Source organism: Cypionkella sinensis (assembly GCF_042646385.1).
Lineage (GTDB): Bacteria > Pseudomonadota > Alphaproteobacteria > Rhodobacterales > Rhodobacteraceae > Cypionkella > Cypionkella sinensis.
Map to the genome: position 1 here is coordinate 103,928 of NZ_JBHRTO010000002.1, position 23,728 is coordinate 127,655.

The 23,728-nt window shown below is 62.8% G+C and carries 24 protein-coding genes; 7 read left to right on the forward strand and 17 right to left on the reverse strand.

Features of this window, described 5'->3' with window-relative positions:
* Nucleotides 1-71 precede the first annotated feature (71 nt).
* From ACFOGH_RS15725 to ruvC, 9 genes are all read right to left on the reverse strand, one after another.
* Nucleotides 72-1,316 carry a hypothetical protein gene (locus ACFOGH_RS15725; RefSeq protein ID WP_380074115.1) on the reverse strand — a complete coding sequence of 415 codons (1,245 nt, stop codon included), beginning with the start codon at nt 1,314-1,316 and terminating at the stop codon, nt 72-74.
* Between the two features lie 6 nt (nt 1,317-1,322).
* The gene (tolR, locus tag ACFOGH_RS15730; RefSeq protein WP_380074116.1) at nt 1,323-1,787 is read right to left on the reverse strand and encodes a protein TolR; all 465 of its coding nucleotides are present in this window, start codon (nt 1,785-1,787) and stop codon (nt 1,323-1,325) included.
* 1 nt (nt 1,788) lies between these two features.
* Nucleotides 1,789-2,484, reverse strand: a complete 696-nt coding sequence (gene tolQ, locus ACFOGH_RS15735; RefSeq protein WP_380074117.1) for a protein TolQ — start codon at nt 2,482-2,484, stop codon at nt 1,789-1,791.
* Nucleotides 2,485-2,638: 154 nt separating this feature from the next.
* Nucleotides 2,639-3,037: a tol-pal system-associated acyl-CoA thioesterase gene (gene ybgC / locus ACFOGH_RS15740; protein ID WP_380074118.1), complete on the reverse strand. Its 399-nt coding sequence runs from the start codon at nt 3,035-3,037 to the stop codon at nt 2,639-2,641.
* Complete coding sequence (locus ACFOGH_RS15745; protein ID WP_380074119.1) at nt 3,024-3,704, reverse strand: DUF2161 family putative PD-(D/E)XK-type phosphodiesterase; 681 nt, start codon at nt 3,702-3,704, stop codon at nt 3,024-3,026. The genes ybgC and ACFOGH_RS15745 overlap by 14 nt, the downstream gene beginning before the upstream one ends.
* The gene (locus tag ACFOGH_RS15750) at nt 3,701-4,312 is read right to left on the reverse strand and encodes a hypothetical protein (RefSeq protein ID WP_380074120.1); all 612 of its coding nucleotides are present in this window, start codon (nt 4,310-4,312) and stop codon (nt 3,701-3,703) included. The genes ACFOGH_RS15745 and ACFOGH_RS15750 overlap by 4 nt, the downstream gene beginning before the upstream one ends.
* Nucleotides 4,313-4,526: 214 nt before the next feature.
* Entirely contained in the window at nt 4,527-5,552 is a 1,026-nt protein-coding gene (gene ruvB / locus ACFOGH_RS15755) for a Holliday junction branch migration DNA helicase RuvB (RefSeq protein ID WP_380074121.1), read from the reverse strand.
* A complete protein-coding gene (ruvA, locus tag ACFOGH_RS15760) occupies nt 5,552-6,232 on the reverse strand; it encodes a Holliday junction branch migration protein RuvA (protein WP_380074122.1) in 681 nt (226 codons plus the stop codon). The genes ruvB and ruvA overlap by 1 nt, the downstream gene beginning before the upstream one ends.
* Nucleotides 6,229-6,747: a crossover junction endodeoxyribonuclease RuvC gene (ruvC, locus tag ACFOGH_RS15765; RefSeq protein ID WP_380074123.1), complete on the reverse strand. Its 519-nt coding sequence runs from the start codon at nt 6,745-6,747 to the stop codon at nt 6,229-6,231. Before ruvC ends, ruvA begins: the two co-directional genes overlap by 4 nt.
* A gap of 342 nt (nt 6,748-7,089) precedes the next feature.
* Here ruvC and ACFOGH_RS15770 point away from each other — a divergent pair, with 342 nt between their 5' ends.
* The gene (locus ACFOGH_RS15770; RefSeq protein WP_284323863.1) at nt 7,090-7,293 is read left to right on the forward strand and encodes a DUF1127 domain-containing protein; all 204 of its coding nucleotides are present in this window, start codon (nt 7,090-7,092) and stop codon (nt 7,291-7,293) included.
* Nucleotides 7,294-7,458: 165 nt separating this feature from the next.
* On the opposite strand, the gene ACFOGH_RS15775 is transcribed toward ACFOGH_RS15770, so the two are convergent.
* The 3 genes from ACFOGH_RS15775 to ACFOGH_RS15785 all read right to left on the reverse strand — a co-directional run bounded on the left by ACFOGH_RS15775 (nt 7,459) and on the right by ACFOGH_RS15785 (nt 11,020).
* The gene (locus ACFOGH_RS15775) at nt 7,459-7,755 is read right to left on the reverse strand and encodes a hypothetical protein (RefSeq protein WP_380074124.1); all 297 of its coding nucleotides are present in this window, start codon (nt 7,753-7,755) and stop codon (nt 7,459-7,461) included.
* Nucleotides 7,756-7,927: 172 nt separating this feature from the next.
* On the reverse strand, nt 7,928-8,800 hold the full coding sequence (locus ACFOGH_RS15780) for a 50S ribosomal protein L11 methyltransferase (RefSeq protein WP_380074125.1): 873 nt from the start codon (nt 8,798-8,800) through the stop codon (nt 7,928-7,930).
* Nucleotides 8,801-8,827: 27 nt separating this feature from the next.
* Nucleotides 8,828-11,020 (reverse strand): primosomal protein N', encoded by a 2,193-nt coding sequence (locus tag ACFOGH_RS15785; protein WP_380074126.1) that lies wholly within the window; start codon nt 11,018-11,020, stop codon nt 8,828-8,830.
* A gap of 73 nt (nt 11,021-11,093) precedes the next feature.
* Here ACFOGH_RS15785 and fsa point away from each other — a divergent pair, with 73 nt between their 5' ends.
* From fsa to ACFOGH_RS15805, 4 genes are all read left to right on the forward strand, one after another.
* Nucleotides 11,094-11,747 carry a fructose-6-phosphate aldolase gene (fsa, locus tag ACFOGH_RS15790; protein WP_380074127.1) on the forward strand — a complete coding sequence of 218 codons (654 nt, stop codon included), beginning with the start codon at nt 11,094-11,096 and terminating at the stop codon, nt 11,745-11,747.
* A 102-nt stretch (nt 11,748-11,849) separates the two neighbouring features.
* Nucleotides 11,850-12,542, forward strand: a complete 693-nt coding sequence (locus ACFOGH_RS15795) for a DUF484 family protein (RefSeq protein ID WP_380074128.1) — start codon at nt 11,850-11,852, stop codon at nt 12,540-12,542.
* Nucleotides 12,539-13,465: a tyrosine recombinase XerC gene (locus tag ACFOGH_RS15800; RefSeq protein ID WP_380074129.1), complete on the forward strand. Its 927-nt coding sequence runs from the start codon at nt 12,539-12,541 to the stop codon at nt 13,463-13,465. Before ACFOGH_RS15795 ends, ACFOGH_RS15800 begins: the two co-directional genes overlap by 4 nt.
* A gap of 49 nt (nt 13,466-13,514) precedes the next feature.
* Complete coding sequence (locus tag ACFOGH_RS15805) at nt 13,515-14,213, forward strand: CDP-alcohol phosphatidyltransferase family protein (protein ID WP_380074130.1); 699 nt, start codon at nt 13,515-13,517, stop codon at nt 14,211-14,213.
* Nucleotides 14,214-14,316: 103 nt separating this feature from the next.
* Here ACFOGH_RS15805 and ACFOGH_RS15810 read toward each other — a convergent pair whose 3' ends face one another.
* The 3 genes from ACFOGH_RS15810 to ACFOGH_RS15820 form a co-directional block, all read right to left on the reverse strand.
* Nucleotides 14,317-15,177, reverse strand: a complete 861-nt coding sequence (locus tag ACFOGH_RS15810; protein WP_380074131.1) for an EamA family transporter — start codon at nt 15,175-15,177, stop codon at nt 14,317-14,319.
* A 90-nt stretch (nt 15,178-15,267) separates the two neighbouring features.
* Entirely contained in the window at nt 15,268-15,714 is a 447-nt protein-coding gene (locus ACFOGH_RS15815; RefSeq protein WP_380074132.1) for a methylated-DNA--[protein]-cysteine S-methyltransferase, read from the reverse strand.
* Complete coding sequence (locus ACFOGH_RS15820; RefSeq protein ID WP_380074133.1) at nt 15,714-16,622, reverse strand: LysR family transcriptional regulator; 909 nt, start codon at nt 16,620-16,622, stop codon at nt 15,714-15,716. Before ACFOGH_RS15820 ends, ACFOGH_RS15815 begins: the two co-directional genes overlap by 1 nt.
* A gap of 82 nt (nt 16,623-16,704) precedes the next feature.
* On the opposite strand from ACFOGH_RS15820, the gene ACFOGH_RS15825 reads away from it, so the two are divergent.
* Nucleotides 16,705-16,896, forward strand: coding sequence for a hypothetical protein (locus ACFOGH_RS15825; protein WP_380074134.1), 192 nt, complete (start codon nt 16,705-16,707; stop codon nt 16,894-16,896).
* A 178-nt stretch (nt 16,897-17,074) separates the two neighbouring features.
* Here ACFOGH_RS15825 and ileS read toward each other — a convergent pair whose 3' ends face one another.
* Nucleotides 17,075-20,002 (reverse strand): isoleucine--tRNA ligase, encoded by a 2,928-nt coding sequence (ileS, locus tag ACFOGH_RS15830; RefSeq protein ID WP_380074135.1) that lies wholly within the window; start codon nt 20,000-20,002, stop codon nt 17,075-17,077.
* A 521-nt stretch (nt 20,003-20,523) separates the two neighbouring features.
* Between ileS and ACFOGH_RS15835 the strand changes: the two genes are divergently transcribed.
* Nucleotides 20,524-20,928: a group III truncated hemoglobin gene (locus ACFOGH_RS15835; protein ID WP_380074136.1), complete on the forward strand. Its 405-nt coding sequence runs from the start codon at nt 20,524-20,526 to the stop codon at nt 20,926-20,928.
* Here the strand turns inward: ACFOGH_RS15835 and ACFOGH_RS15840 are convergent.
* A complete protein-coding gene (locus tag ACFOGH_RS15840) occupies nt 20,905-23,679 on the reverse strand; it encodes a DUF2339 domain-containing protein (RefSeq protein ID WP_380074137.1) in 2,775 nt (924 codons plus the stop codon). The two genes, ACFOGH_RS15835 and ACFOGH_RS15840, sit on opposite strands and share 24 nt — an antisense overlap.
* Between the last annotated feature and the right edge of the window lie 49 nt (nt 23,680-23,728).

Here is a 23,728-nt window from a genome sequence, read left to right on the forward strand (position 1 = left end):
ATACGTTGGCCTGCTCTGGCCTTCGGAATGTATGGTTTTAGGGCGGGTTTTGCAGGGGAAAGATATGAAACTCATCTCAGCCTCATACCGCTGGCGTCGAAGTTCAGGTTCATCACGTTCCACTCGCTATATTTGGCGGGGTCCAGATCGTAGCCCGCCTTGCCGCCACAGCCCTTGACGCCGCGGATCACGGCGCGGCGGGCGGCTTCGAACGCTTGCGCCGCTGCGGCATCGTCACCGCCCGAGAAGGTGGTCATGGTGATGCCGTTGCTGTCGGGCGTGCCGTCTTCCTTCATCTCGACCCGCAGCGTCAGCTTGATGCGCTGCGCCGCCGTCGAAAGCGTGCCGATGTTCCAGCATTGGTTGATCGCCACCCGCAGGCCTTCCTTCTCGCCTGCCGTCATCGGCGGGCCTTCGGGAATATCGGTCTGGCCACCATCCTGCGCCGGGGCGTCGGTCGCGGCATCGGCGAGTGCGGCCTCAAGCGCTGCCTTGTCGGCGGCTTCGGCATCGGCCTTGGCCTGCGCATCGGCTTTCGCCTTGGCCTCTTTGGCGGCTTTCGCATCGGCTTTGGCCTGTGCGTCAGCCTTGGCCTTTGCATCCTTCGCCGCTTGCTCGTCAATCGCCACCTGCGGGTCTTCCGTAGGCGTCTCGACGACAGGCTTATCGGGCCGCGTCTGCGGGCGACGGCTAGAAGTTGGCGCGAGTTCCGGCGCGTCTTCCACCACGGCATCAGGGGCGGTCTGCGCGGCCGATTCCTGCGGGGCGGCGGCGGGTTTGTTTTCTTCCACCGGCGGCTGATCGGTCGGCTGGTCCGTCACCTCGGGCGAGGGCGTATCGGCCTCAACTGGCGTGTCCACCGTCTGCTCGACCGGCGTGTCGGTGATGCGCTTGGCGGGCCGGGGTTTGGGCTTTTTGTCAATCGTCGGCACCGGGATCGGCTGTTCTTCCTCGGCGATCGGGGCCACGGCAGGCGGAGCCTCATTCGGCTGCGGATTATCCGCCACAGGAATATCCGGGCTGGGCTGCGCAGGCGCAGTTTCGGCAGGCGCTGCGGCCTCGGGCTCTACCGGTGGCGGCGCTTCCACTTGCGGCTTGGGGCGCGTGGCGGGCTTCACCTCGGGCACCTCCGCGGGCGGCTTTTCCGATTTCGCCGCCGCGTCCTGCATGGCTTTCAGATCGGATTCCGACACCATCGACACCTGCACGGAATCCGGCGGCGGCAGTTCACGCGGCGCAAACAGCCAATCGCCCAGGACGACCCAGGTGATCACAGCCGCATGGCCCACGCCGGAAAGGATCTGGCTTTTGTCCATCGCGCGTCAGTTGCCGTCCATCTTCGGCCCGCCTGCATCAGTCACTAGCCCGATGTTGCTGAACCCGCCCGCCGACAGCGCACCCATCACCTCCGCCACGCGCGTATAGGGCAGCGTGCCATCGGCGCGCAGGAAGATCTTGTCAGATTTGCGTTGCGAGGCAATGGCTTGCAGCTTGGGGATCAACTGCGCCTCATCAACAGCCGAGGTCTGGATCATCACCAGACCATCCGCCGTCAGCGACACCGTCAGTGGCTCCTCCTGCTCGGTCGGCAGGCTGGCCGCCGCCGTCTTCGGCAGTTCCAGCGGCACGCCCACGGTCAGCATCGGCGCTGTCACCATGAAGATGATCAGCAGCACCAGCATCACATCCACAAACGGCGTGATGTTGATATCGGCCATCGCCGCCGACGAACCCCGCCTGCGCCTGCGCCCGCCGCCACCGGATTTCTTGACAACCCCCGCGCCCATCTTACGCGTCCAACTGGCGCGACAGGATCGTCGCGAACTCGTCAGCAAAGGCCTCATAGCCGCTGATGATATGCTCGCTGTCAGAATTCAGCTTGTTGTAGAAGATAACCGCTGGAATAGCCGCAACCAGACCGATCCCCGTCGCCATCAAAGCCTCGGCAATGCCGGGCGCCACCGTCGCCAGATCAGTGTTTTTCGACGCCGCAATCTCGGTAAACGCGTGCATAATCCCGTAAACCGTGCCGAACAGCCCGATAAACGGAGCGGTCGCCCCCACCGTCGCCAAAAACGACAATCCCTTGTTCAGAGCCTCAGACTCACGCGCAATCGCCACATCCATCGCCCGGTCAATCCGCGCCTGCGCGCCCGCGATCAAGCCGCCATCCTGCCGATGGCTACGCCGCCATTCCAGCATCCCGGCGGCAAAAATCTTCTCGGAAGGCCCCTGCGGATCGCCGCCAATCTTCTCGAACAGCCCGTCCAAAGGCTCCCCCGACCAGAACTCGCGGTCAAAAATCGTCGCCTCACCGCGCGACTGGCGAAACAGGATGTGTTTGCGGATGATGATCGACCATGACCAGAACGACATCACGATCAAGCACATCATCACGAGTTTCACCGTGAGGGTTGCGCGGAAAAATAGGGCCAGCATAGAGAAATCAATCTCTTGCGCCATACCGACGGCTTCAGTGTTCATAACGCCTGCTCTTGTTATCACGGCTCTTTGGCCGCCTATTGCCCCAATCTTAACAAGAATTGAACCCTATTGCCAACACAATGGCGCGATTGCGGCAACAAACCGCCCCATATTTCAGGCCGCGTGAACGCAAATGCTGCGGTGTTGCGGCAAATTAAGGCAATGCCTGCAAAAGCTTGGCCCGTATATCCGCCGGAATCCGCGCAGGCTGGCCAGAGCCGCCCAGACAAACCAATGTAACCAAAGCCACGAACAATGCCTCACCCGCCCGCAAAACCTGCTGGCGCAGTTCGATCCGCGCCCCGGTGATCGCCAGACATTCCGTCACCACCGTCAACGCATCGTCAAACTTCGCAGGCCGCAGATAATCCGCCTCAACCCGGCGCACGGCAAATACCAATCCCTGCACCGCCTTCAGGGCCACCTGATCCACGCCCAAATCCCGCACCCATTCGCTGCGCCCGCGTTCAATGAACTTTAGGTAATTGGCGTAATAGACGATGCCGGCAAGATCGGTGTCTTCATAATACACCCGCAAATCAAACCTGTGCATCCGCCCCTCCCAATCGCGCAATCTCGGCAGCCTCGCTGAGCATCGCCGCCCGCCCCTGCGGTGTGACAGCGTAAACCCCGACCGAGACGCGCTCAAACCAGCCATAGTGATCCGCCCGCAGCAAATCCCCCGCCCGTGCCACGCCAGCGGTCTTGGCCACCGCCGCCGCCTTCATCTCACCCGCCGAAAGCACCGCCAAACAGCGCAACGCGTCCTGACGATACGCCGTCACCCGTTTGATCCCAGTGGTGCCGCCCCGGTTCGGATCGCCCACCCGGCGCTCAAACTCTCGCAAAAGCCGCCCCGCCCGCGCGCTGTTCTTGCGCGGAACATACGGCCCCGGATCAAGATGCGCCTCCACCTGATCGCCCCTCACCGCCAAGAGGCCCAGCCCCAGCCGCCGGCACAACGCCACAATATCCTTGTAGCGCAGCTTCCAGCCCTTTTCCGTCACCGGAACCGCCAGATACACATCGTCAAACAGCCCCTGCCGCGCGATGCCCTGCATCACCAAAGCCAGCGAAAACGACAACTTCATCTCGACCACCACCGCAGGTTCATCGCCGCGCCGCGCCAGAATATCGCAGGCCCCCACTTCGCCCTTCACCACATAGCCCTGCGCCTCCAGATAGGCTTTGAGGGCGGGGTAAAGATCGGCTTCTTTCACAGCCGGGCCGCGATGCGCAAAGCATGCGAGGCATCGCGCGCCACCACCGGCATGTGCGGGGCATAAACCGCACGGATGATCCCGGCCACATCAGGCCGCAAAATCACCCGATCCTCGACGCGCGCGAGCGGCGAGACCTCGGCAAAAGCCCGGTCCGACCACAGGCAAATCACCTGCGCCGCCTGCGCCAGCGCCAGATCCTCGGCAGCAATGGCGGCCAAATGGTCGTCCATCCGCAAAAACACAAACGCCGCCTTGATCGCGCCATCCGGGTCAAAGCGAAAAAACCGATACTGATTGGCCTCTGCCTGCTCCAGCCGCGCGCACAGCGGGGCCAAATCCGGCAGCAGCCGCTCCAGGTTCGGCACCTGCGGCAACTCCGCCCATTCCCGAAAGAAGAACACCATCAAATTTGCGCCAAGCTCGGGATCAGTCTCGGCCATCTTATGCCCAGCCAGCGTCACCATCGCCTCGATCGCACCCTTGACGACCCGCAAGGTCGCATCCTCAACCCCAAACACCACTGGCACGATCGGTCGCCCCCAACGCGCGCACAGATAACTGCCGTCGCTACGGGTGAAGAATGTCTGGACGTGTTCGGGTGTCATAGCGGCCTCCGTCTTGCAGACACCGGATAGCGCGGCTTGCGACAAGGCTCAATCCTGCACCGCTGATCTGCCGGAAACCTGCGCCTCCGGCGGGGATATTTAAGCAGAGAGGATGACCACAAAGCCAACCCCTGCCCATTTCACATTGGCCCAAATACTCCCGCCGGAGGCTCCGCCACAGCCGCAGGCCCGCCGCATCAAGGCCTGACCACACCTAACTCTCAAACAGATCCTGCTGCCCCGGCGGCCTCGGCGCATCCAGCCCCAGATGCCGCCAAGCCCGCGCCGCCAGCATCCGCCCACGCGGGGTCCGTTGCAACAACCCCTGTTGCAGCAGGTAAGGCTCGATCACCTCCTCCACCGCATCCCTGGCCTCCGACAAAGCCGCAGCAATCGTCTCCACCCCGACCGGCCCGCCGCCATAATGCTCGGCCAACAGCATCAGATACCGCCGGTCCGCGCCATCAAGGCCAATCTCATCCACCCCCAACCGCGTCAGCGCCCGATCCGCAATCGCCCGCGTCAGCCGCCCATCGCCCTCGACCGTGACGAAATCCACCACCCGGCGCAAAAGCCGCCCGGCGATCCGAGGCGTGCCCCGCGCCCGTTTCGCGATTTCCCGCGTGCCGTCGGGGTCAGACGCAATCCCCAGCAGCCGCGCGCCGCGGGTGACGATCAGATCCAGCTCATCCTCGGTATAAAACTGCAACCGCGTCGGAATCCCAAACCGATCCCGCAACGGCGTGGTCAACAGACCCAACCGAGTCGTCGCCCCCACCAGCGTAAACGGCTGCAAATCAATCCGCACCGTCCGCGCTGCAGGGCCTTCGCCGATCACCAGATCCAGCGCGAAATCCTCCATCGCCGGATAGAGAACCTCCTCGACCACCGGGGAAAGCCGATGAATCTCGTCAATGAACAGCACATCGCGCGGTTCCAGATTGGTCAGGATTGCCGCCAGATCACCCGGTTTCGCCAGCACCGGGCCCGAGGTCATCCGAAACCCCACCCCCAACTCGCGCGCCATGATCTGCGCCAGCGTGGTCTTCCCCAACCCCGGCGGCCCGTGAAACAGCGTATGATCCATCGACTCGCCGCGGATCTTGGCGCTTTCGATGAACACCCGCAGATTGGCGCGAGCCTCTTGCTGGCCAACGAATTCCTCCAGCACCTGCGGGCGCAGGGCGCGGTCAAGGTCTTCGGGCAGGGCTTCGGGGCGCAGATCGGGGTCAGATTTCATCAGCGCGCCTTCGGAGCAAGCAATTTCAACGCAGCCCGGATCAGCGCGGCGGTGTCAGCCTCTGGCTGATCGACGGCAACCGTGCTGATCGCCTGCGCCGCCTCGCCATGCCCATAGCCAAGATTGACCAGCGCCGACAAGGCATCCGCCGTAAACCCCGCCCGGTTCTGCGCAGCCGAGGGGGCCGCTGTCTTGCGCGGGGCCATCGGGGCCACGGGTTCCAGCACGGAATCGTCGGCTTCCGCCGCCACGGCGAGGTTCGCCCCCATCGCCATGATGCTGGGCGCCTTGGATTTCAGTTCCAGAATGACCCTTTGCGCCAGCTTCGGCCCCACACCCGGCGCCGCCTGTATCGCGCGCTGATCGCCCAAGGTCAGCGCCCGCGCCACACCTTCGGCCCCCAACGTGCCCATGATCGCCATCGCGGCCTTGGCCCCTACACCCTGCACTGTGGTCAGCAGCTTGTGCCACTCTTTATCCAACATCGTTGGGAAACCAAACAGTTGCAGCAAATCCTCGCGCACCAGCAGTTCGGTATAAAGCGACACCGCCTCACCGACCGAGGGCAGGCCCGCCAGCGTCCGCTCGTTCACATGCACAATATAGCCCACGCCGCGCACGTCGATCAGCACCTGATCAGACCCGCGCCAATCCAGCCGCCCCGAAAGCTTTCCGATCATCCCACAGCCCTTTTCACCGCTGCCTGCAACCGCCCCGCCGATTGCAGATGATGCGCGTGGCAGATCGCAATCGCCAGCGCATCCGCCGCATCCGGCCCCGCAATCTTCACCCCGGGCAGTTGCACCTTCACCATATGATCAACCTGCCCCTTGTCGGCATGGCCCACGCCGACCACGGTTTTCTTCACTGCATTCGGCGCATATTCGCCCACCGTCAGGCCAAATTGCGCCGGCACCAGCAGCGCAATGCCACGCGCCTGCCCCAGCTTCAGCGTCGCCACCGCGTCCTTGTTGACAAAGGTATGCTCGACCGCCGCCGCATCGGGCGCGTATTGCCGCAACACCTCGGTCAACTGGCTGTGCAATGAGAACAATCGTTGCGCCAGATCGCCGTCACCCTCACCGGGGGCTGAATGGCAAATGCCATTCGCGACATGCGACAGTTTCGAGCCTGCCACATCAATCACCCCCCAACCGAGGTTGCGCAAACCGGGATCGATTCCCAAAACCCGCATCCGCGCCCCTTTTTTCTGTTGTTCTGCACAGATTTTCTGCTTTTTCCTGAATTAGCACGAAAAGAGAACATCCGCCAAGTGTGATTTATGGCTTGCCGCCCCCACAACCGGGGATTATGCAGATGCAGCAAAACGACATGTCGCAAGCGAAACACGACCAGAAAACACGTTGTTTCCAAACCGCCTATAAAATAACGGCGAAATTGTGGCGAAAGGCTATGCAATAGGCGCAATGCAGACTTGCTTGCGCAACCATTGCTTCGCACATGCAGCATAGCTAGATAGGCCTCACCGGAAGCAAGGGGCTTACCGGAGATGCAAGTTTAGAAAAGGATTACCGCTATGGCCGCCTATGAGTCGTCCCGCGCGGCGCCGTTTGGCGCCATCTCGATTTTCCGCTCTGTTCAGTTCGTTTCGACGTTCGCGAACAGCTTCGCTGCCTGGAATGATGCACGCGTGACGCGTCGCGCTCTGGGCAAACTGTCTGACCGTGAGCTTGATGATATCGGTCTGTGCCGTGGTGATGTGGAATTGATCGGCCGTTAACTGGCTCTGATCTTATCGGATGTAAAAAGGGTCGGTGCCATCAGGCATCGACCCTTTGCGTTTGTGGAATCATGGTTTTAACAGACCCGCAGATATTGATCTGCGCGCAAACAAAAACAGGCAAAGCCGCCGTGGCCTTGCCCGCTTTTATCCGTATCGCCCGGCTTATTTGAAAAGCTTCAAACCCTCGGTGATCTTGCCTGCGACATAAACCGTCACCGGATCAGCCTGCATCAGCCAGCCGCCCAGTCGGTCAAAGCCTTCGCCCACTTGCAAGGCCTGCACACGCTGATCATAGGATTTCGCACCAACCGACTGATAGATCATGCCTTTCAGGCCAAAGCCTGCGCAAAGCACCATCACGATCGGGAACAGATAGCTGCGGCGTTTGCGGGCGGTCGGGTTGAAATGCGAGCGTCCCAAAGTGCCAGCGGCATCAAAGCCATAGCCTTTGGCGCGCATTTTTTCAAAGCGCGCAACGTTACTGTAAAAATCTACAAGATTCGGGTCGGCCATCCGAATTACTCCACACGAATTGGCCCCCGCCTGACAACTTACTACAAGCGGATTGTGGCAAAATTTGGGCGCTTGTCTAAAATTGCCGCCATTTCGCCGCGAAGCCGCAGATCACGTCTTAGTTCCGCCGCATCACCAGACAGGACCATTCGCCAAGGTCTTCGCGGGCCTCGGGGGTAAAGCCATTAGCGACATAGGCTGCGGTGATCGAGTCGGCCTGAACCACCAGCAGACCTGACAGGATAATAAGGCCATTTTGCGCCACATGTTTGGCCATATCCGGGGCAAGCTCGACCAGCGGGCCTTTCAGGATATTGGCAAACACCAGATCATAAGGTGCGGCTTCGGCCAGACGCGGATGCGCGAAACCTGCGGCCTCCATCGTCTCGATCCGGCCATCCATATGGTTGATCGCCACATTGGCCTCGGCCACATCGACCGCCACTTCGTCGATGTCGCTGGCCAGCACCAGCGCATCGGGCAGCACCGCCGCCGCCGCCAACGCCAGAACAGCGGTGCCGCAGCCGATATCGGCCACTTTGGCAGGGCGGAAACCTTCCCCATACAGCCGGTCAAACGCCCGCAGGCAGCCCAAGGTCGTGCCATGGTGCCCCGTGCCAAAGGCCACCGTCGCCTCAATCTGCAAGGCGATCCGGTCGGCGGGCACCCTGTCGGCATCGTGGCTGCCATAAACAAAGAACCGACCCGCCTCGACCGGGGCCAGTTCGCGGCGCACCTTCGCCACCCAGTCGATTTCCGGCAATTCCGACAGCGCAAACGGCTTGGCATCAAACGCCAGCGCCAGCACTTCCAGCATCACCTCATTCGGCGGCTCAAGGAAATAGGCGCCGACCTCCCAAAGCCCCGAGTCATCTTCAATCTCGAACACACCCACACCCGTGGGCTCTGGTTCCATCTTTTCGATGGCCTCGGCCAAGGCATTGGCGGCGTCTTCGCCCATCAGGGTGGTCAAAGCGGTATAGGTGGGCATGGGCGTATCCGTTCTAGGGTTGCGCGCCTAGTAAAAGCTTTGCGGGTCAATGTCGATGGAAAGCCGCAGATTGTTCGGCAGTTTGAACTGCGCCACCCATTCGGCCAAGGCAGCTTGCAGCGGCGCGGTCTTCTCGGCCTTGATCAGCAGCCGCACCCGATGCCGTCCCCGCACCCGCGCGACAGGCGCAGGGGCTGGCCCGTAAACCTGCGCGCCGATCTTGCGGAGCGGCCCATCGCGGCGGGCAAGCTCGGCCCCGAAATCGAACACCTGCGCCACATCGGGCGACGACAGGATGATCCCCGCCATCCGGCCATAGGGCGGCACACCCGCCATCCGCCGTTCGGTCGCTTCCGCCCGCCAGAACGCCTCTTCATCGCCACCAAGGATTGCGCGGATCACCGGATGCTCGGGCTGAAACGTCTGCAACAGTGCCGTGCCCGGTTTATCCGCCCGCCCCGCCCGCCCCGCCACCTGCCGCATCAGTTGAAAGGTCCGCTCTGCCGCCCGCAAATCCGACCCTTGCAAGCCAAGGTCCGCATCAATCACCCCCACCAGGGTCAGCAGCGGAAAGTTATGCCCCTTGGCCACGATCTGCGTGCCGATGATGATATCCGCCGCCCCCTCGGCAATCGCCACGATCTGCTCTTTCAACGCGCGGGCCGATCCGAACAGGTCAGACGACAGCACCGCCACCCGCGCATCGGGGAACAGGGCGGCAACCTCCTCGGCCAACCGCTCCACCCCCGGCCCGACGGGGGCCATCTTGCCCTCGACCTTGCAAGCCGGACATTCCGTTGGGATCGGTTTGGTTGCTCCGCACTGATGGCAGACCAGACGCTTCAAAAAACGATGCTCGACCATCCGCGCATCGCAATCGTCGCAGCCCACCTGATGCCCACAAGCCCGGCAGAGCGTGATCGGCGCAAAGCCACGACGGTTCAAGAACAGCAGCGACTGTTCCTTCCGTTCAATCCGCAGCTTTACCTCTGCCGCCAGCTTCGGCGAAATCCACGCGTTTGACGCCAGTTTCTGCACCCGCATGTCAATCGCCTGCATATCCGGCAGTTCCGCCGCGCCAAACCGCGCGCCCAAATCCAAGCGGCCATATTTGCCCGCCTCGACATTCGCCCAAGTCTCCAGACACGGCGTCGCAGAGGCCAGCACAATCGGCGCACCGACGATCGCCGCCCGCAGCACCGCCATATCGCGGGCATTATAAAACACGCCCTCTTCCTGCTTATAAGACGTGTCGTGTTCCTCATCGACCACGATCAGCCCCAGATCGCGGTAGGGCAGAAACAGCGCCGACCTTGCCCCCACCACAAACTGCGCCTCGCCCTGCCCGACCATCCGCCACAGCCGCCGCCGTTCGGTCATCGTGACACCCGAGTGCCACTCGGCAGGCCGCGCGCCAAACCGCGCCTGCACCCGCGTCAGGAAATCGGCGGTCAGCGAAATCTCGGGCAACAGCACCAGCGCCTGCCGCCCCCGGCGCAAACATTCCGCCACCGCCTCCAGATAAACCTCGGTCTTGCCCGACCCGGTGACGCCCTTCAGCAACGTGCCAGAATATCCCCCCTGCGCCACCAGCGCCACCAGCGCATCCGCCGCCGCCACCTGATCACCCGCCAGCCGCGTGTTCGTCACCGGGTTCAGCGGCGGATAGGGCAGATCGCGCGGCGCGTCCTGCTCCAGCACCACGCCCAGCTTGACCAAGCCCTTGACCACCGCAGGCCCGCAAGCCGCTTCCTCGGCCAACTCGCCCAACGTGACCGGAGCCTGCCCAAACCGCCGCAAAGCCTCAACCACGCGAAACCGCGCCTCGGTCATCTGGTTCGGGATAACCGGCCCCAGCACATAAGTCTTGCGCATCGACGGCGGGTCGCCCAACCCCGGCGCGCGCGTGGCCAGCCGCAACATCGCCGCCATCGGCGTCAGCGTATATTCCGCCGCCCGCGTCAGAAAAGACCGCAACTCGGCCCGCATCGGTGCGGCATCCAGCACCCGATTGACCGACCTTATCCGCGCGGGGTCAAACTTGCCCTCGCCCGGCCCCCAGACCACACCGATGACGCGGCGCGGCCCCAGCGGCACCTCGACGAAATCGCCATCTCCACATCCGCCCTCGGGTGCTTTATAATCCAACACACGGCCCAAAGGCTCGGTGGTCAGCACGCCGACCAAATCCCCCGCCTGATAGACCCGTTCGACCACCATCCACCCTTTTCTTTTCGCCTGTTTGAGGTAAACCCCGCCCCAAGCAGTCGCAACCCACCCTGAGGATACGCCGATGAAATTCTTCGTAGATACCGCCGATGTCGCCGCCATCAAGGAATTGAACGATCTGGGCATGGTGGATGGCGTCACCACCAACCCGTCGATCATCCTGAAATCAGGCCGCGACATTCTGGAAGTCACGCGTGAGATTTGCAGCATCGTGTCCGGCCCGGTTTCGGCCGAAGTGGTGTCGATGAACGCCGATGCAATGATCGCCGAAGGTCGCAAACTGGCCGAGATCGCGTCCAACATCACCGTGAAAGTCCCGCTGACATGGGACGGCCTGAAAGCCTGTAAGGTGCTGTCGGGCGAAGGTAAAATGGTCAACGTCACCCTGTGCTTCAGCGTCAATCAGGCGCTGATCGCAGCCAAAGCTGGGGCGACCTTCATCTCGCCTTTCGTGGGCCGTCTCGATGACATCAACCTTGACGGGATGGAGTTGATTTCCGACATCCGCCAGGTCTATGACAACTACGGCTTTGACACCCAGATCCTCGCGGCCTCGATCCGCACGGTGAACCACGTCACCCAATCCGCCCTCGTCGGCGCCGATGTGATCACCGCCCCTCCGGCTGTGATCAAGGCGCTGGCCAACCACCCGCTGACCGACGCGGGCCTTGCGCAGTTTGAAAAAGACTGGGCCAAGACCGGGCAGAAGATTCTGTAACCAGCGGTTTTTTGACCGATACCGGCAGAATTCGCTCACACCTGTGGGCGAATTCTGATTCAATGCGCCCCATGCCGACGAAAACCCCAAGATAGGCCAAGCATGATCGACCCAGAACTGCGCGACAAAATCCTCGCGGAACCCGAGGTTCTGCTGGAAGACCGCGATGTGATGAATGCGCTGATCGGCGCGAATGAGCGGTTGATGGGCAGCAATATCGTCGATCTGCGCGGCATCGCGATGGAACGTCTTGAAGGCCGGCTGGACCGTCTGGAAGACACCCACCGCACCGTTATTGCTGCCGCCTATGAAAACCTCGCCGGCACCAACCAAGTGCACCGTGCCATCCTGCAAATGATGGACCCGCTGAGTTTCGAAGAGTTTCTGAAAACCCTTGCCTCTGATGTGGCAGGCACCCTGCGCGTCGATTGTGTGCGCCTCGTGCTGGAATCGGTGCAGGATGCCGAAGACCCCAGCTTACGCAAACTGGGTGATGTGCTTTACGTGGCCGAACCCGGCTTTGTCGCCGATTATATCTCGGCCGGGCGCAATGTGCCGCTGCGCCCCGTCGTGCTGCGGCAAGTGCTACCGCAATCGGATGCGCTTTACGGTGAACGCGCCGGTTGGGTGCGCTCCGAAGCCTTGATGAAACTCGATTTCGGCAAGGGTCGCCTGCCGGGGATGCTGGTGCTGGGCGCTGAAGACCCGCATCAGTTCAAACCCACCCATGGCACTGACCTTTTGGCGTTCTTCGCCGGTGTGTTTGAACGCACCATGCGCCGCTGGCTGTCGTGAACACGCTGGCCATCCCGCCCGCGCAACGCGACGCGCTGGCGCGTTGGCTGGATCACCTGCGCGCGCTGGACGCCGCCGCCGCCCACACCGTCACCGCCTACGCCCGCGATGTGACAGGCTTTCTGGCCTTCCTTGCCGTGCATCACGGAGAATCCGAAGGCCTAAGCGCCATCGCCAAGGTCGATCAATCCGATCTGCGGGCCTGGATGGCACATGAGCGCGAGCGTAAAATCTCGTCCCGTAGCCTCGCGCGTGAACTTTCGGCTGTGAAGAACTTCATCGCTTGGGTCGCTGACCGCGAAACCATCGACGCCACCGCGGTGCTGTCCACGCGTGGCCCGAAATTCCGCCGCAAACTGCCGCGCCCGCTGTCGGTCGATGGCGCGCGCGACATGATCGCCCAAGTCGGCGCGCAAGCCCGCGAAGACTGGATCGCCGCGCGCGACATCGCCGTGCTGACCCTGCTTTACGGCTGCGGTCTGCGCATATCCGAGGCGCTCAATCTGACCGGCACCGCCCACCCGCTGCCTGACACCCTGCGCATCCACGGCAAGGGCGGCAAAGAGCGCCTTGTCCCCACCCTGCCCGCCGCACGCGAGGCGCTTGCCCGCTATGCCCAGCTTTGCCCCTATGATCTGGCCGCGACCGCGCCGTTGTTTCGCGGCACAAGGGGCGGCCCGCTGAACCCGCGCCTGATCGCTTTGGTGATGGAGAAAGCCCGGATGCAGCTTGGCCTGCCTGCCACCGCCACCCCCCACGCGATGCGGCACAGTTTTGCCACCCACCTGCTTTCGGCTGGCGGAGACTTGCGCGCCATTCAGGAACTTCTGGGCCACGCCTCGCTTTCCACGACCCAGGCCTATACTGCTGTCGATGCCGCCCGCCTGATGGAAGTGTATGAAAAAGCGCATCCCCGCGCCTGACCCCCGCCCCAAGACTTGCCCCGAATCCCGATTTAAGCGATCAAAGCCTATGGATATTCGTCTCAAAGCCCTTTCCGTCCACCTGCTGACCGCCACCGGCGCAGTGCTTTCGATGTTTGCGATGCTCGCAGCGGTAGAGGGCAACTGGCGCGTGATGTTCCTGTGGCTGGTGGTCGCGCTGATCGTCGATGGCATCGACGGCCCCTTGGCACGACGCTTCGACACGCCCAACAACTTCCCGATCTATGACGGCGTGTTGATGGATCTGATCGTCGATTACCTGACCTATGTGTTCATCCCCGCCTTTGCCCTGTTCAAATCCGGCATGCTGGATGGCTGGACCGGCTGGTTTGCCATCATCGCAATCTGCTACGGCTCGGTGATCTACTTTGCCGATACCCGGATGAAGACGAAAGACAAAAGCTTCTCAGGCTTTCCGGCCTGCTGGAACATGGTGGTGCTGGTCTTGTTCGCGGTTGATCCGTCGCAATGGGTGATCCTGTTCTTCGTGGTGCTGCTGACCGTGGCGATGTTCCTGCGGCTGAAATTCGTCCACCCCACCCGCACCAAACGCTGGCGCTGGATCACCTTGCCCGCCTCGCTCGCTTGGGTGATCTTTGCCGCATGGGCGGCTTGGGTGAACTTTTCCGAAGGTTCCCTGGCGCATTGGGGCTTGGTGCTGACCTCGCTTTACCTTTGCCTTGCAGGCATCGTGCAGCAGATCATCCCCGACAGATCGCCGCAGTAGTCCATCGGCGCGCGGCCCGAAAAGCGGCGACAACCACAATATATGGTATAAAACCCGCCAAAATGCTGCGCAATACACAAGTCATTCCCAGATGGGAAGACATCTACAGCCGCGTCAGGATCACGCCTGCCACGATCACAACCGCCGCAATCGCCTTGCCGCGCGTCATCCGCTCGCCAAAGGCCAGCCAACCAATCAGCACTGCAAACAGGATCGAGGTTTCCCGCACCGCCGCCACCACGGCAATCGGCGCCTTGGTCATTGCCCAAACCGACACGCCATAAGCGCCATAAGACGCCGCCGCCGCAATCATCCCCACACCCCAGGCCTTACCCTGCCGCGGCAGCACATCCAGCCCCTTGTAGGCCAGCATGCCGGTCGCAAACATCAAACCATCGGCGACAAAAACCCAAGCCACATAGGCAATCGCATCCCCCGCCACCCGCGCGCCATGGCCATCCAGCAGCGTGTAGCTGGCGGTCGCACAGGCTGAGCCCAGCGCAAACGGCAGCATCTTGCGGTTCTCGCCATTCGAGAAAATCCCCTGCGCCATCAGCAAAATCCCGCAGCCCAGCACGAAAATCCCGGCATATTCGTGCAAGGTCAGCGTATCGGCGGGCATCGCGGTGGGAAACACCATCGCCAGCACTGGCCCCAGCACCGCCACGATCAACGGGGCCGAACCCCGCGCAATCGGGTAAACCCGGCTCAGATCGCCATGCTCATAGGCATAGGTCAGGAAGGATTTGTAAAAGAAATGCGCACAACCCGCCATCAGCACCCATTTCCACACCTCGGGCGCGGGCAACGGGCAGAAACTGGCCACCGCAAGGCCAATCGGCACCTCGCCAATCGACAGGATGATCATCGCGCCCAGCCGCGAAGTTCCGGTTTTGATCAGCGCGTTCCAGAGGGCATGCAGGAAAGCCGAGCCGAGGACGGCCAGCAGGATAGCTAAACTCAAAATCAGCCCGCCCCGAATAATTTTACAGAACTGTTACAGAGCCTTTGCAGCGGCGGCAATATCCGGCGCGGTCCTGCCGATAAGGCCAGATCAGATCAGCAAACTGGCTGCACCTTCCAGCTTCAGCAGGAACACCTTGCTTTCCACCCCGCCCTTCGCAGAAAACCCACCCAATCCCTTGGCGGCCAGAATGCGGTGGCACGGGATCAGCACCGGGATCGGATTGGCCCCGCAGGCCTGCCCAATCGCCTGCGCAGGCGCACCGATCTCGCGCGCCAGATCGCCATATTGCCGGGTATGGCCATAGGGGATCGCCGCCATCGCCCGGCGCACCTGCTCTGAGAACCCAGTGCCAAAATCCAGCGGCAAATCAAACGCGGTCAGGCGGCGGTCGAAATAGGCCTGCAACTGCGCCAAAGCCTCGGCCAGCAGCGGCGTTTCAGGCGCTGGCCCCGTCTGCCAATGCAGCGCCGTGATCACCCCCGCCGTTTCGGTCACGCTGATCGGCCCCAGCGGGCTGTCCATCCCCGCCTGCATCACGCCACCACATTGGCAGATGCCAAAGGCCGAAACGCCTCACGCAGCATATCCGCCAGCCCCTCAATCGCCGGCGATCCGCCGCGCGGATTGCGCTTTAACACCACCCGCGCCCGATCCACGATGGGAAAGCCATCGACATTGGTCAGCTCGCGGCACCCCATCGGAATCGTGCTGCGCGACAAGGGCGAAATCGCCAGCCCGGTCCGCGCCGCCACCCGCAGGCTGGCCGAGGTGTCACATTCAAACGCCGCCCGCCACGGGATGCTTTGCTGATCCAAGGATCGCAGCGCGAAATCGCGGCACCAGTCAGACCGGAAATACACCCCCACCGGCACCGGCTGTTGCAGATGCTGGGCATGAGCGATGGATGTCACCCAGACCGTCGGATCAAGGCACAAAACCTCATCGCCCGAGGTGTGGCTGCTGTCGTAAATCACCGCCAGATCAAGCTGATCATCCTCTAGCGCCGCCTGCTGGGGTGCTGTGAAATCACAGCGTACCGTCACTTCCACCCCCGGATGCCGCTCGGAAAACGCGGCCAGTGCCCGCGGCAGGATGGTTTCGGCATATTCATCCGGGATGCCAATCCGCACCGGCCCCGCCAGCGGCTTTTCCCGCAAGGCGGTGGCGGCCTCCTCGAGCAAACTCGTCACCCGCCGCGCATAAGGCAACAGTTGCGCGCCCCGTGGCGTCAGCACCACCCCGCGCGGCAGTCGGGTGAACAGCGGCTGACCCAGACTTTCCTCAAGCTTGCGGATCTGCATCGACACCGCCGATTGCGTCCGCCCAATGCGATCCGCCGCCGCCGTGACCGAGCCTTCGTCCACCACCGCCAGAAACGCCCGCATCAAATCACTGTCGAGGGGGATCATGCTGGCGCCATCTATAAAACCGATGGCTGGCATAATTTCTATGCGTTTGTCTTATGTCAACGATTCTGGCAAAACCGCCTTGTCCGAAACGATCCGCCCCATGAAGGAGTCCGCCATGATCCGTTCCATTCTTGCCAATCTGCGCCAGCGCCATGCTCTGCGTCAGTCCGTCAACGGCCTGCTGCGTCGTGCTGATGATCATTTGCTTGAGGATATCGGTCTGACGCGCGCCGAGATGGAATCGCTTCTGGCCGCCCGCCTGCCCCGGCAAGCAAAATCCGAGGTTTATGCGGTGCTTTACGCCTGACGACGATCGCGGCCCGACGACCATCGGGCCAGAGATTTCCCTGAAAACTATAACGGGCAAAGGTCGCAGCCTCTGCCCGTTTTTTTGTGCCTGCCACAATTCCCACGCCGCCCCGGACTTGATCCGGGGCCTCATGGGCGGCGTGGAGGCCCCGGATCAAGTCCGGGGCGGCGCTGGTTCAACCCAAAGCATCGTTGCAGCGCTGGCAAGTGCCGGGGTGTTTGTGGCTGCCCACATCCGGCAAAATCCGCCAGCAGCGCTGGCATTTCTCGCCCATCGCCCGCTCAAACACCACACCGATGCCCGGCGTGTCGGGCAGGCGGAACGCCTCGGCAGGTTCCGGGTCAGCGGTCAGTTGCAGATCCGAGGTGATGCAGAGTTCGGCAAAATCCAGCGATTTCAGCGCGCTCAGAATGGCCGTATCGGCCACATGCACCACGGGTGCCGCCTCAAGGCTTGCCCCGATCACCTTGGCGGTGCGCTGCACTTCCAGCGCCCCTGTAACCACACGGCGGGCGACACGGATGCCTTCCCATTTCGCGGCCAGCGCCGGGTTCAGCCATTCCGCCGGGGTTTCCGGCATATCCAGCAGATGCACCGACGAGCCCTCACCGGGGAAGCGGCAAAGCCAGACTTCTTCCATGGTGAACACCAGCACCGGGGCCAGCCAGGTGGTCAGGCGGTGGAACACGATATCCAATACCGTGCGCGCGGCGCGGCGGCGCAGGGCATCCGCCGGGTCGCAATACAGACAATCCTTGCGGATATCGAAATAGATCGCCGACAGATCGGTGGTGGCAAAGGTGAACAGCTTCTGGAACACGCCTTGGAAATCATAGGCCGCATAGCCCTTGCGCACCTCACCGTCCAGTTCCGCCAAGCGGTGCAGCACCCACTGCTCCAGTTCCGGCATATCGGCAGGGGCGACCTTTTCGGCATCGGTGAAGCCCGCCAGATTGCCCAGCAAGAACCGCATGGTGTTGCGCAGGCGGCGATAGCTGTCGGCCACGCCTTTCAGGATTTCCTTGCCGATGCGCAGATCGACCGTGTAGTCGCTTTGCGCCACCCACAGCCGCAGAATATCCGCGCCGTATTCCTTGATGACTTCCTCGGGTGCCACGGTATTGCCGATGGATTTGGACATCTTCATGCCCTTCTCATCCAGCGTGAACCCATGCGTCAGCACACCGCGGTAAGGCGCGCGGCCCTTGGTGCCACAGGCTTGCAACATTGAGGAATGGAACCAGCCGCGATGCTGATCGGTGCCTTCCAGATACAGGTCAGCAATGCCGTCAGCCGAGCCATCCTCGCGGTCGCGCAGCACGAAAGCATGGGTCGAGCCGCTATCGAACCACACGTCCAGCACGTCGAACACTTGGTTATATTGCGACGGATCAACGATGCCTTGCAGCACCTTTTCCTTGAACCCTTGCACATACCAGACATCCGCGCCGTCGGCCTCGAACGCTGCCTTGATCCGCGCATTCACCTCTGCATTGCGCAGGATGAAATCGGCATCGGTCGGCTTGGCGCCCACCTTGGTAAAGCAGGTCAGCGGCACACCCCAGGCGCGTTGACGCGAAAGCACCCAATCGGGGCGCGCTTCGATCATCGAATGCAGGCGGTTGCGCCCGGCAATCGGCGTCCAAGTCACCAACTGGTTGATCGAGTTCAGCGCCCGCTTGCGGATCGTGTCGCCATAGGTCGACATGCCGTCATCCAGCGGCTTGTCGATGGCGACAAACCACTGCGGCGTGTTGCGATAGATCACCGGAGCCTTTGAACGCCAGGAATGCGGGTAGGAATGCTTGACCTTGCCCTTGGCCAGCAGCGCACCCTGCGCGTGAAGGGCCTTGATATTGCTGACGTTGGCCGCCCCCTCTTTGCCATCCGCGCCAATGATGAACTGCCCGCCAAACAGCGGGAGGTCGGCACGGTAAGACCCATCCGCCTCGACATTATAGGTCATCGGCAGCTGGAACTTCAGCCCCATCTGGTAGTCGTCATCTCCGTGGCTGGGCGCGGTATGCACAAAACCCGTGCCCGCATCGTCGGTGACGTGATCGCCCGCGATCATCGGAACATTATAGTCCCACTCACCGTTTCCGCCTTCAATGCCGCGATACGGATGCGAAAAGTTCATCTGTTCCAACTGGATCGCCGGCACGTCCCGGCGTTTCGCAAACTGCGTAACTTTTGCAGCCGACATTACGCTTTCAGCAAGCTTGTTCGCGAGAACGATAAGTTCGCCAACTTTAGCCGTCGAGTTGTCAGCAGCCTCAACAACCTCATACAGGCCATATTCAATCGTTGGATTGAACGCGATGGCCCGGTTTTGTGGGATCGTCCAAGGCGTCGTCGTCCAGATTACGACTGCGGCGTTACGCAAATCTTCATGAGTGCGCAGGTCAATGTCATTGGTCTGTGGAACTGAATGCGGCTTAAACCGCACCCAGATCGTATGGCTCGTGTGATCGTGATACTCGATCTCCGCCTCGGCCAAAGCCGTCTTCTCCACGGGCGACCACATCACGGGCTTGGAGCCCTGGTACAGCGAGCCATTAGTGACAAACTTCATGAACTCATCCGCGATCACCGCTTCTGCGTGGTAATCCATGGTGAGGTAGGGCTTTTCCCACTTCCCCGTCACGCCCAACCGCTTGAACTCGGACCGTTGCACGTCAATCCAGCCCTCGGCGAATTTGCGGCATTCCTGGCGGAAGGCCACTACATTCACGTCGTCCTTGTTCAGACCCTTGGCGCGGTATTGTTCTTCGATCTTCCATTCGATCGGCAGACCGTGGCAATCCCAACCCGGCACATAGCGCGCGTCGCGGCCCATCATCTGCTGGCTGCGCACCACCATATCCTTCAGGATCTTGTTCAGCGCATGGCCGATGTGCAGATGGCCGTTGGCGTAAGGAGGGCCGTCATGCAGGATGAACGGCACCCGGCCCTGCTTTTCGCGCAGGCGGTCATAGACGCCGATTTGTTCCCAACGGGCCAGCCAATCGGGTTCACGCGCAGGCAGGCCCGCGCGCATCGGAAATTCGGTTTCGGGCAGAAAAACAGTGTTGGAATAATCGGCAGTTACGTCAGCGCACATCGCGGCAGTCCTTTGAACATGATCGGGTTGCGGGGTGCCAAGCACCAGAATCCCGGCGTCTGAAAGCTCAGAGCGCCGGGCCGATAATTCGGAACATGCTCACGAATATGCGGTCCATGCGCGCCTTATAGAAAGCCCGCACGGAAAGGTCAAAGCCCGCTGCGTCAAAGGTGCATCGACAGTCATCTCGCACGCCTTGGCGAAGGCCATCGCCTTCGCCATGCGATGCGGTTGCCGCTGAAACCGCCGGGCCCCAAAGGCCCGGCCAGCGCCCGCCCCGCCCTCGGCGGGCGCTTCTCGCCCGCCGGGTCGGGCACTGGCCTCAGGGGGTTTCTTGCTGAGCCGACTACAGGATGAGGCCGCGCCCGCGGGCGGGGAAACGCAATGCGTTTCCTGTTTCCGCCCGGAACTGCCTGCACCCATGTGCGCGACTGTCGATCGGCCCTCGGCCTGCCTGCGACTATGCGCAGCATTGCGCAGCCCCGGCAGAACCGCGAGGCTGTATCGGACAGGAGTATCCAATGCCCCCCCTCGCCCGCTTTGCCATCACCGCCGCAGAAATCGACCGCGTGGTCGCCGCGTTTTATGCCGCCGTGCGCCGCCATCCGATGCTGGCGCCGATCTTTGCCGCCCATGTCGAAGACTGGCCCGCGCATGAGGCGAAAATCGCCCGGTTCTGGCGCAATGCCATCCTGCTGGAGGGCGGCTACAACGGCAATCCGATGGCGGTGCATAAGGCGGCGGGCAATGTGCATCCCGGCATGTTTGACGGCTGGCTGGCGGTGTTCGACGCCACCCTGGCCCGCGAATTGCCGCCCGAGACTGCCGCCCAATGGTCCGCCCTTGCCCACCGGATCGGGCGCGGTTTGCGCTATGGCTTGGTCGATAGCGCGAAAACCGCCTCAGGTGTCCCGCTTCTGCGTTGAAACCTCGCCCGCCCAGCGGTTCAGCCACGCAAGCCCCGCCAGACACAGCCCCAGCCCAAGGAAGCTGACCACCCGCGTCAGCCCGGTCAGGCCCGCCGCATCGAGCAGAAACACCTTGGCAATGGTCAAGCCGATCACCGCCATCGCCACCCGTCGCAACGTGCCAGACCGCCGCGCGATGGCCTGATACAAAAGCCCCGCCCCCAGCAGCATCAGCGCCAAGGTATAGCTGTAAAGCTCGCCCTGCTTCACCCCCGGCGCACCCAGCCAATCGCCCTGCCAGAACCGCCGGATCTCCAGCCCGAGATACAGCGCCAGCAGTGCCAGCCCCACGGTCAGGAAGGCCATGCGCAGCCGCCCCAGCCCCGGCAGTTTCCACACCGCCGCCAGCAAGATCAGGCCCGGCACACCGTAAGCCAGCAGCAGGCTGTCCAGCAGCATCGGTCCCACCACCAAAGCCCCCGGATCTTCGGCGTAATAGCTGAACAACGGGTTGAACGGCCCCACCGCCAGCGCCAAAGCCCCCGCCGCCAGCAGCCCCGCCACCAGCGCAATCGCTTGCCGCAGGCGCAACAACACGCCGCCCAGTCGCGCTCGGTAGATCTGCATCAGCATCAACACCAGCCACGGCAGCGCGTTCAGGCTCATCGAGTAATGGGTGTCAAGGCTGCCAAAGGCCCCTTCCGGCAGAACCCAGCGCGTGATCAGGATATTGGCCAAAATCGCCGACAACCCCGCCGCCGCCGATTCCAACACGCCCTTGGGCAGCACCCGCCCTTCAGGCAGGATACGCAACGCCGCCACCAGCGCCACAATCACCCCGACAAAGGCCAGCAGCACTTGGCGCAGCGGGGCGATGAACGCCCAATCCAGCCCCGGATCGGCCAGCAAGCGATAGCCCAGCACCGCCACCGCCGCCTGAATGAACCAACCCATCTCGGGCAATTTGAACCGCCGATCCAAGCCCGCCGCCACCAGCGCCAAAGCCGCAAGCGCCAAGGTCAGCGCAGTGTGGGTGGTCAGCAGGAACAGCGCGAGTGCGATCAGCGACAGCGCCGACAAGGTGGCATAGGCCGGGCGGCGTCGATCTTCGCCCTTCGCGAACATCACCGCCAGCGCCACCATCCCCGCCGCCACCGCCATCACATGCAGCGCCCAAGGATAGGCCCCGATCACCCGCTCGGGCAGCCACAGCAGCGCCAAAATCGCCACCGCCACCGGGGCCACTAAGGCCGCCGCCGCGCCATGCAGCAAGGCCAGCACGCCCATCTGCCGCGAGCGCCACGCGAAAGCCGCCGAGATCAGCGCCGCCATGCCGACCAGCCAAGTGATCGTCATCGGTGCTGGCACCTCTGGCGCGCGATCCATCGCGCCCAGGAAATCCCAATACAGCGGCAAGCCCGCCGATCCCGCCTGCACCAGCACCAGCCAGAACCCGACCGCAGGCACAAAGCCCAGATCCGCCAGCCCTTCGGCCCGCTCGGCCCAGATCACATAGGCCAGTGCCAACAGCACCAGACCGCCCAGCGCCAGCATCGCCTCGGCACTCGTCGCCCCCGCCAGCAGGACCAGCCCGACGGTCGAGGCCACGCCCGCTCCTGCCGCCAGCAGCACCGGAAACGGCGGGCGCTGTTTGCCCAGCATGGCGGCCATCAGCACAGACGGCCCGTCTTGCGCTGGGATCAGCCCACGCTCGGGCACCGCCACCGCCAGCATCGGCAGCACCACCAGCAGCGCCACCCAACCGGCCACACCCGCGCCGCCCATCAGCGACAGCCAGCCGCCCGCATAGCCCAGCACCAGCGCCAGCACCGAGACCCAAGCCCAGCGCCGCAGCGTATCCACACCCAAGCCCAAAGCCGCAATCAGGGCGAAATAGCCGTAAAGCCATGGGGCCGCCTGCGCTCCGCCATTCACCACAAACGGCGCTGCAAAAGCGCCCAGCAGACCCACCGCGATCAGCAGCGGCCCATAGAACCAGCCCAGCACCAGCGCCAGTGCCGCCGTCGCCACATGGCCGACAAACGCCATCTGCGGCCCGATCAGCCCATACATCAGCCGCGCCGACAACACGGCGGCAAACACCGAAACCAGCCCCGCCCCGGCAAAAACCGAAGGCAGATAGGCGGTCGAGACATCTTCGCCATCGCCCGAGCGGCGGCGCAACCATTCCCCCGCCGCGATCAGGCACAGGCCAAAGGCAATCCCCGCCAAGACCCGCAATCCAGGCGGCAGTAGGCCATTTTCGATGCCATATTGCACGAAAAACACCCCCGCCAAAGCCAACGAGGCGGCGGAAACCGCATAGACCCAGTTCAGCTTCAGCCAAGCCGCAAACCGGGTGAACACGCTCGGGCCGGACGGAGCGCGCGGCAAGGGGGGCGCTGCCTCGGTAGGGGTTGTTGCAGAGGCGACACCCGCTGCCCGCGCCGCCGCGCGATCCCAAGGTGTCATCGGGCGCACGGCCTCTGTCCCCGCCACTTCGGCAACCGGCGCCGCGGTGATCGGCAGAGCATCCTCAACCGGCGAAGGCTCGGGCAACACCGGGTCCACCACAACCACCGTCGCGGGTGCCAACACCGGCCCCACCGCCGTCGCCAGCAAATCCTGCAAGCGTTTGTCCTGCTCGGCCAGCCGATGCTCCAACATGCCGACACGGCTGCGCAAGCCGCTTTGCCCGACCAACAGCACGATGATCAGCACCGGAATCGCCAGCGCCACCAAAGCCAGCAGAACCAGCAACCCTTCCATCCGCGTCCCCTCCAGCACTTTGCGCCACCTTAGACCCAGCCCGCGCCGC

Coding starts and splice junctions, on each gene's coding strand:
- ACFOGH_RS15725 (WP_380074115.1), bottom strand. CDS start 1,316: ATGGACAAAAGCCAGATCCTTTCCGGCGTGGGCCATGCGGCTGTGATC.
- tolR (WP_380074116.1), bottom strand. CDS start 1,787: ATGGGCGCGGGGGTTGTCAAGAAATCCGGTGGCGGCGGGCGCAGGCGC.
- tolQ (WP_380074117.1), bottom strand. CDS start 2,484: ATGAACACTGAAGCCGTCGGTATGGCGCAAGAGATTGATTTCTCTATG.
- ybgC (WP_380074118.1), bottom strand. CDS start 3,037: ATGCACAGGTTTGATTTGCGGGTGTATTATGAAGACACCGATCTTGCC.
- ACFOGH_RS15750 (WP_380074120.1), bottom strand. CDS start 4,312: ATGACACCCGAACACGTCCAGACATTCTTCACCCGTAGCGACGGCAGT.
- ruvB (WP_380074121.1), bottom strand. CDS start 5,552: ATGAAATCTGACCCCGATCTGCGCCCCGAAGCCCTGCCCGAAGACCTT.
- ruvA (WP_380074122.1), bottom strand. CDS start 6,232: ATGATCGGAAAGCTTTCGGGGCGGCTGGATTGGCGCGGGTCTGATCAG.
- ruvC (WP_380074123.1), bottom strand. CDS start 6,747: ATGCGGGTTTTGGGAATCGATCCCGGTTTGCGCAACCTCGGTTGGGGG.
- ACFOGH_RS15770 (WP_284323863.1), top strand. CDS start 7,090: ATGGCCGCCTATGAGTCGTCCCGCGCGGCGCCGTTTGGCGCCATCTCG.
- ACFOGH_RS15775 (WP_380074124.1), bottom strand. CDS start 7,755: ATGCGCGCCAAAGGCTATGGCTTTGATGCCGCTGGCACTTTGGGACGC.
- ACFOGH_RS15780 (WP_380074125.1), bottom strand. CDS start 8,800: ATGCCCACCTATACCGCTTTGACCACCCTGATGGGCGAAGACGCCGCC.
- ACFOGH_RS15785 (WP_380074126.1), bottom strand. CDS start 11,020: ATGGTGGTCGAACGGGTCTATCAGGCGGGGGATTTGGTCGGCGTGCTG.
- fsa (WP_380074127.1), top strand. CDS start 11,094: ATGAAATTCTTCGTAGATACCGCCGATGTCGCCGCCATCAAGGAATTG.
- ACFOGH_RS15795 (WP_380074128.1), top strand. CDS start 11,850: ATGATCGACCCAGAACTGCGCGACAAAATCCTCGCGGAACCCGAGGTT.
- ACFOGH_RS15805 (WP_380074130.1), top strand. CDS start 13,515: ATGGATATTCGTCTCAAAGCCCTTTCCGTCCACCTGCTGACCGCCACC.
- ACFOGH_RS15815 (WP_380074132.1), bottom strand. CDS start 15,714: ATGCAGGCGGGGATGGACAGCCCGCTGGGGCCGATCAGCGTGACCGAA.
- ACFOGH_RS15820 (WP_380074133.1), bottom strand. CDS start 16,622: ATGCCAGCCATCGGTTTTATAGATGGCGCCAGCATGATCCCCCTCGAC.
- ACFOGH_RS15825 (WP_380074134.1), top strand. CDS start 16,705: ATGATCCGTTCCATTCTTGCCAATCTGCGCCAGCGCCATGCTCTGCGT.
- ileS (WP_380074135.1), bottom strand. CDS start 20,002: ATGTGCGCTGACGTAACTGCCGATTATTCCAACACTGTTTTTCTGCCC.
- ACFOGH_RS15835 (WP_380074136.1), top strand. CDS start 20,524: ATGCCCCCCCTCGCCCGCTTTGCCATCACCGCCGCAGAAATCGACCGC.
- ACFOGH_RS15840 (WP_380074137.1), bottom strand. CDS start 23,679: ATGGAAGGGTTGCTGGTTCTGCTGGCTTTGGTGGCGCTGGCGATTCCG.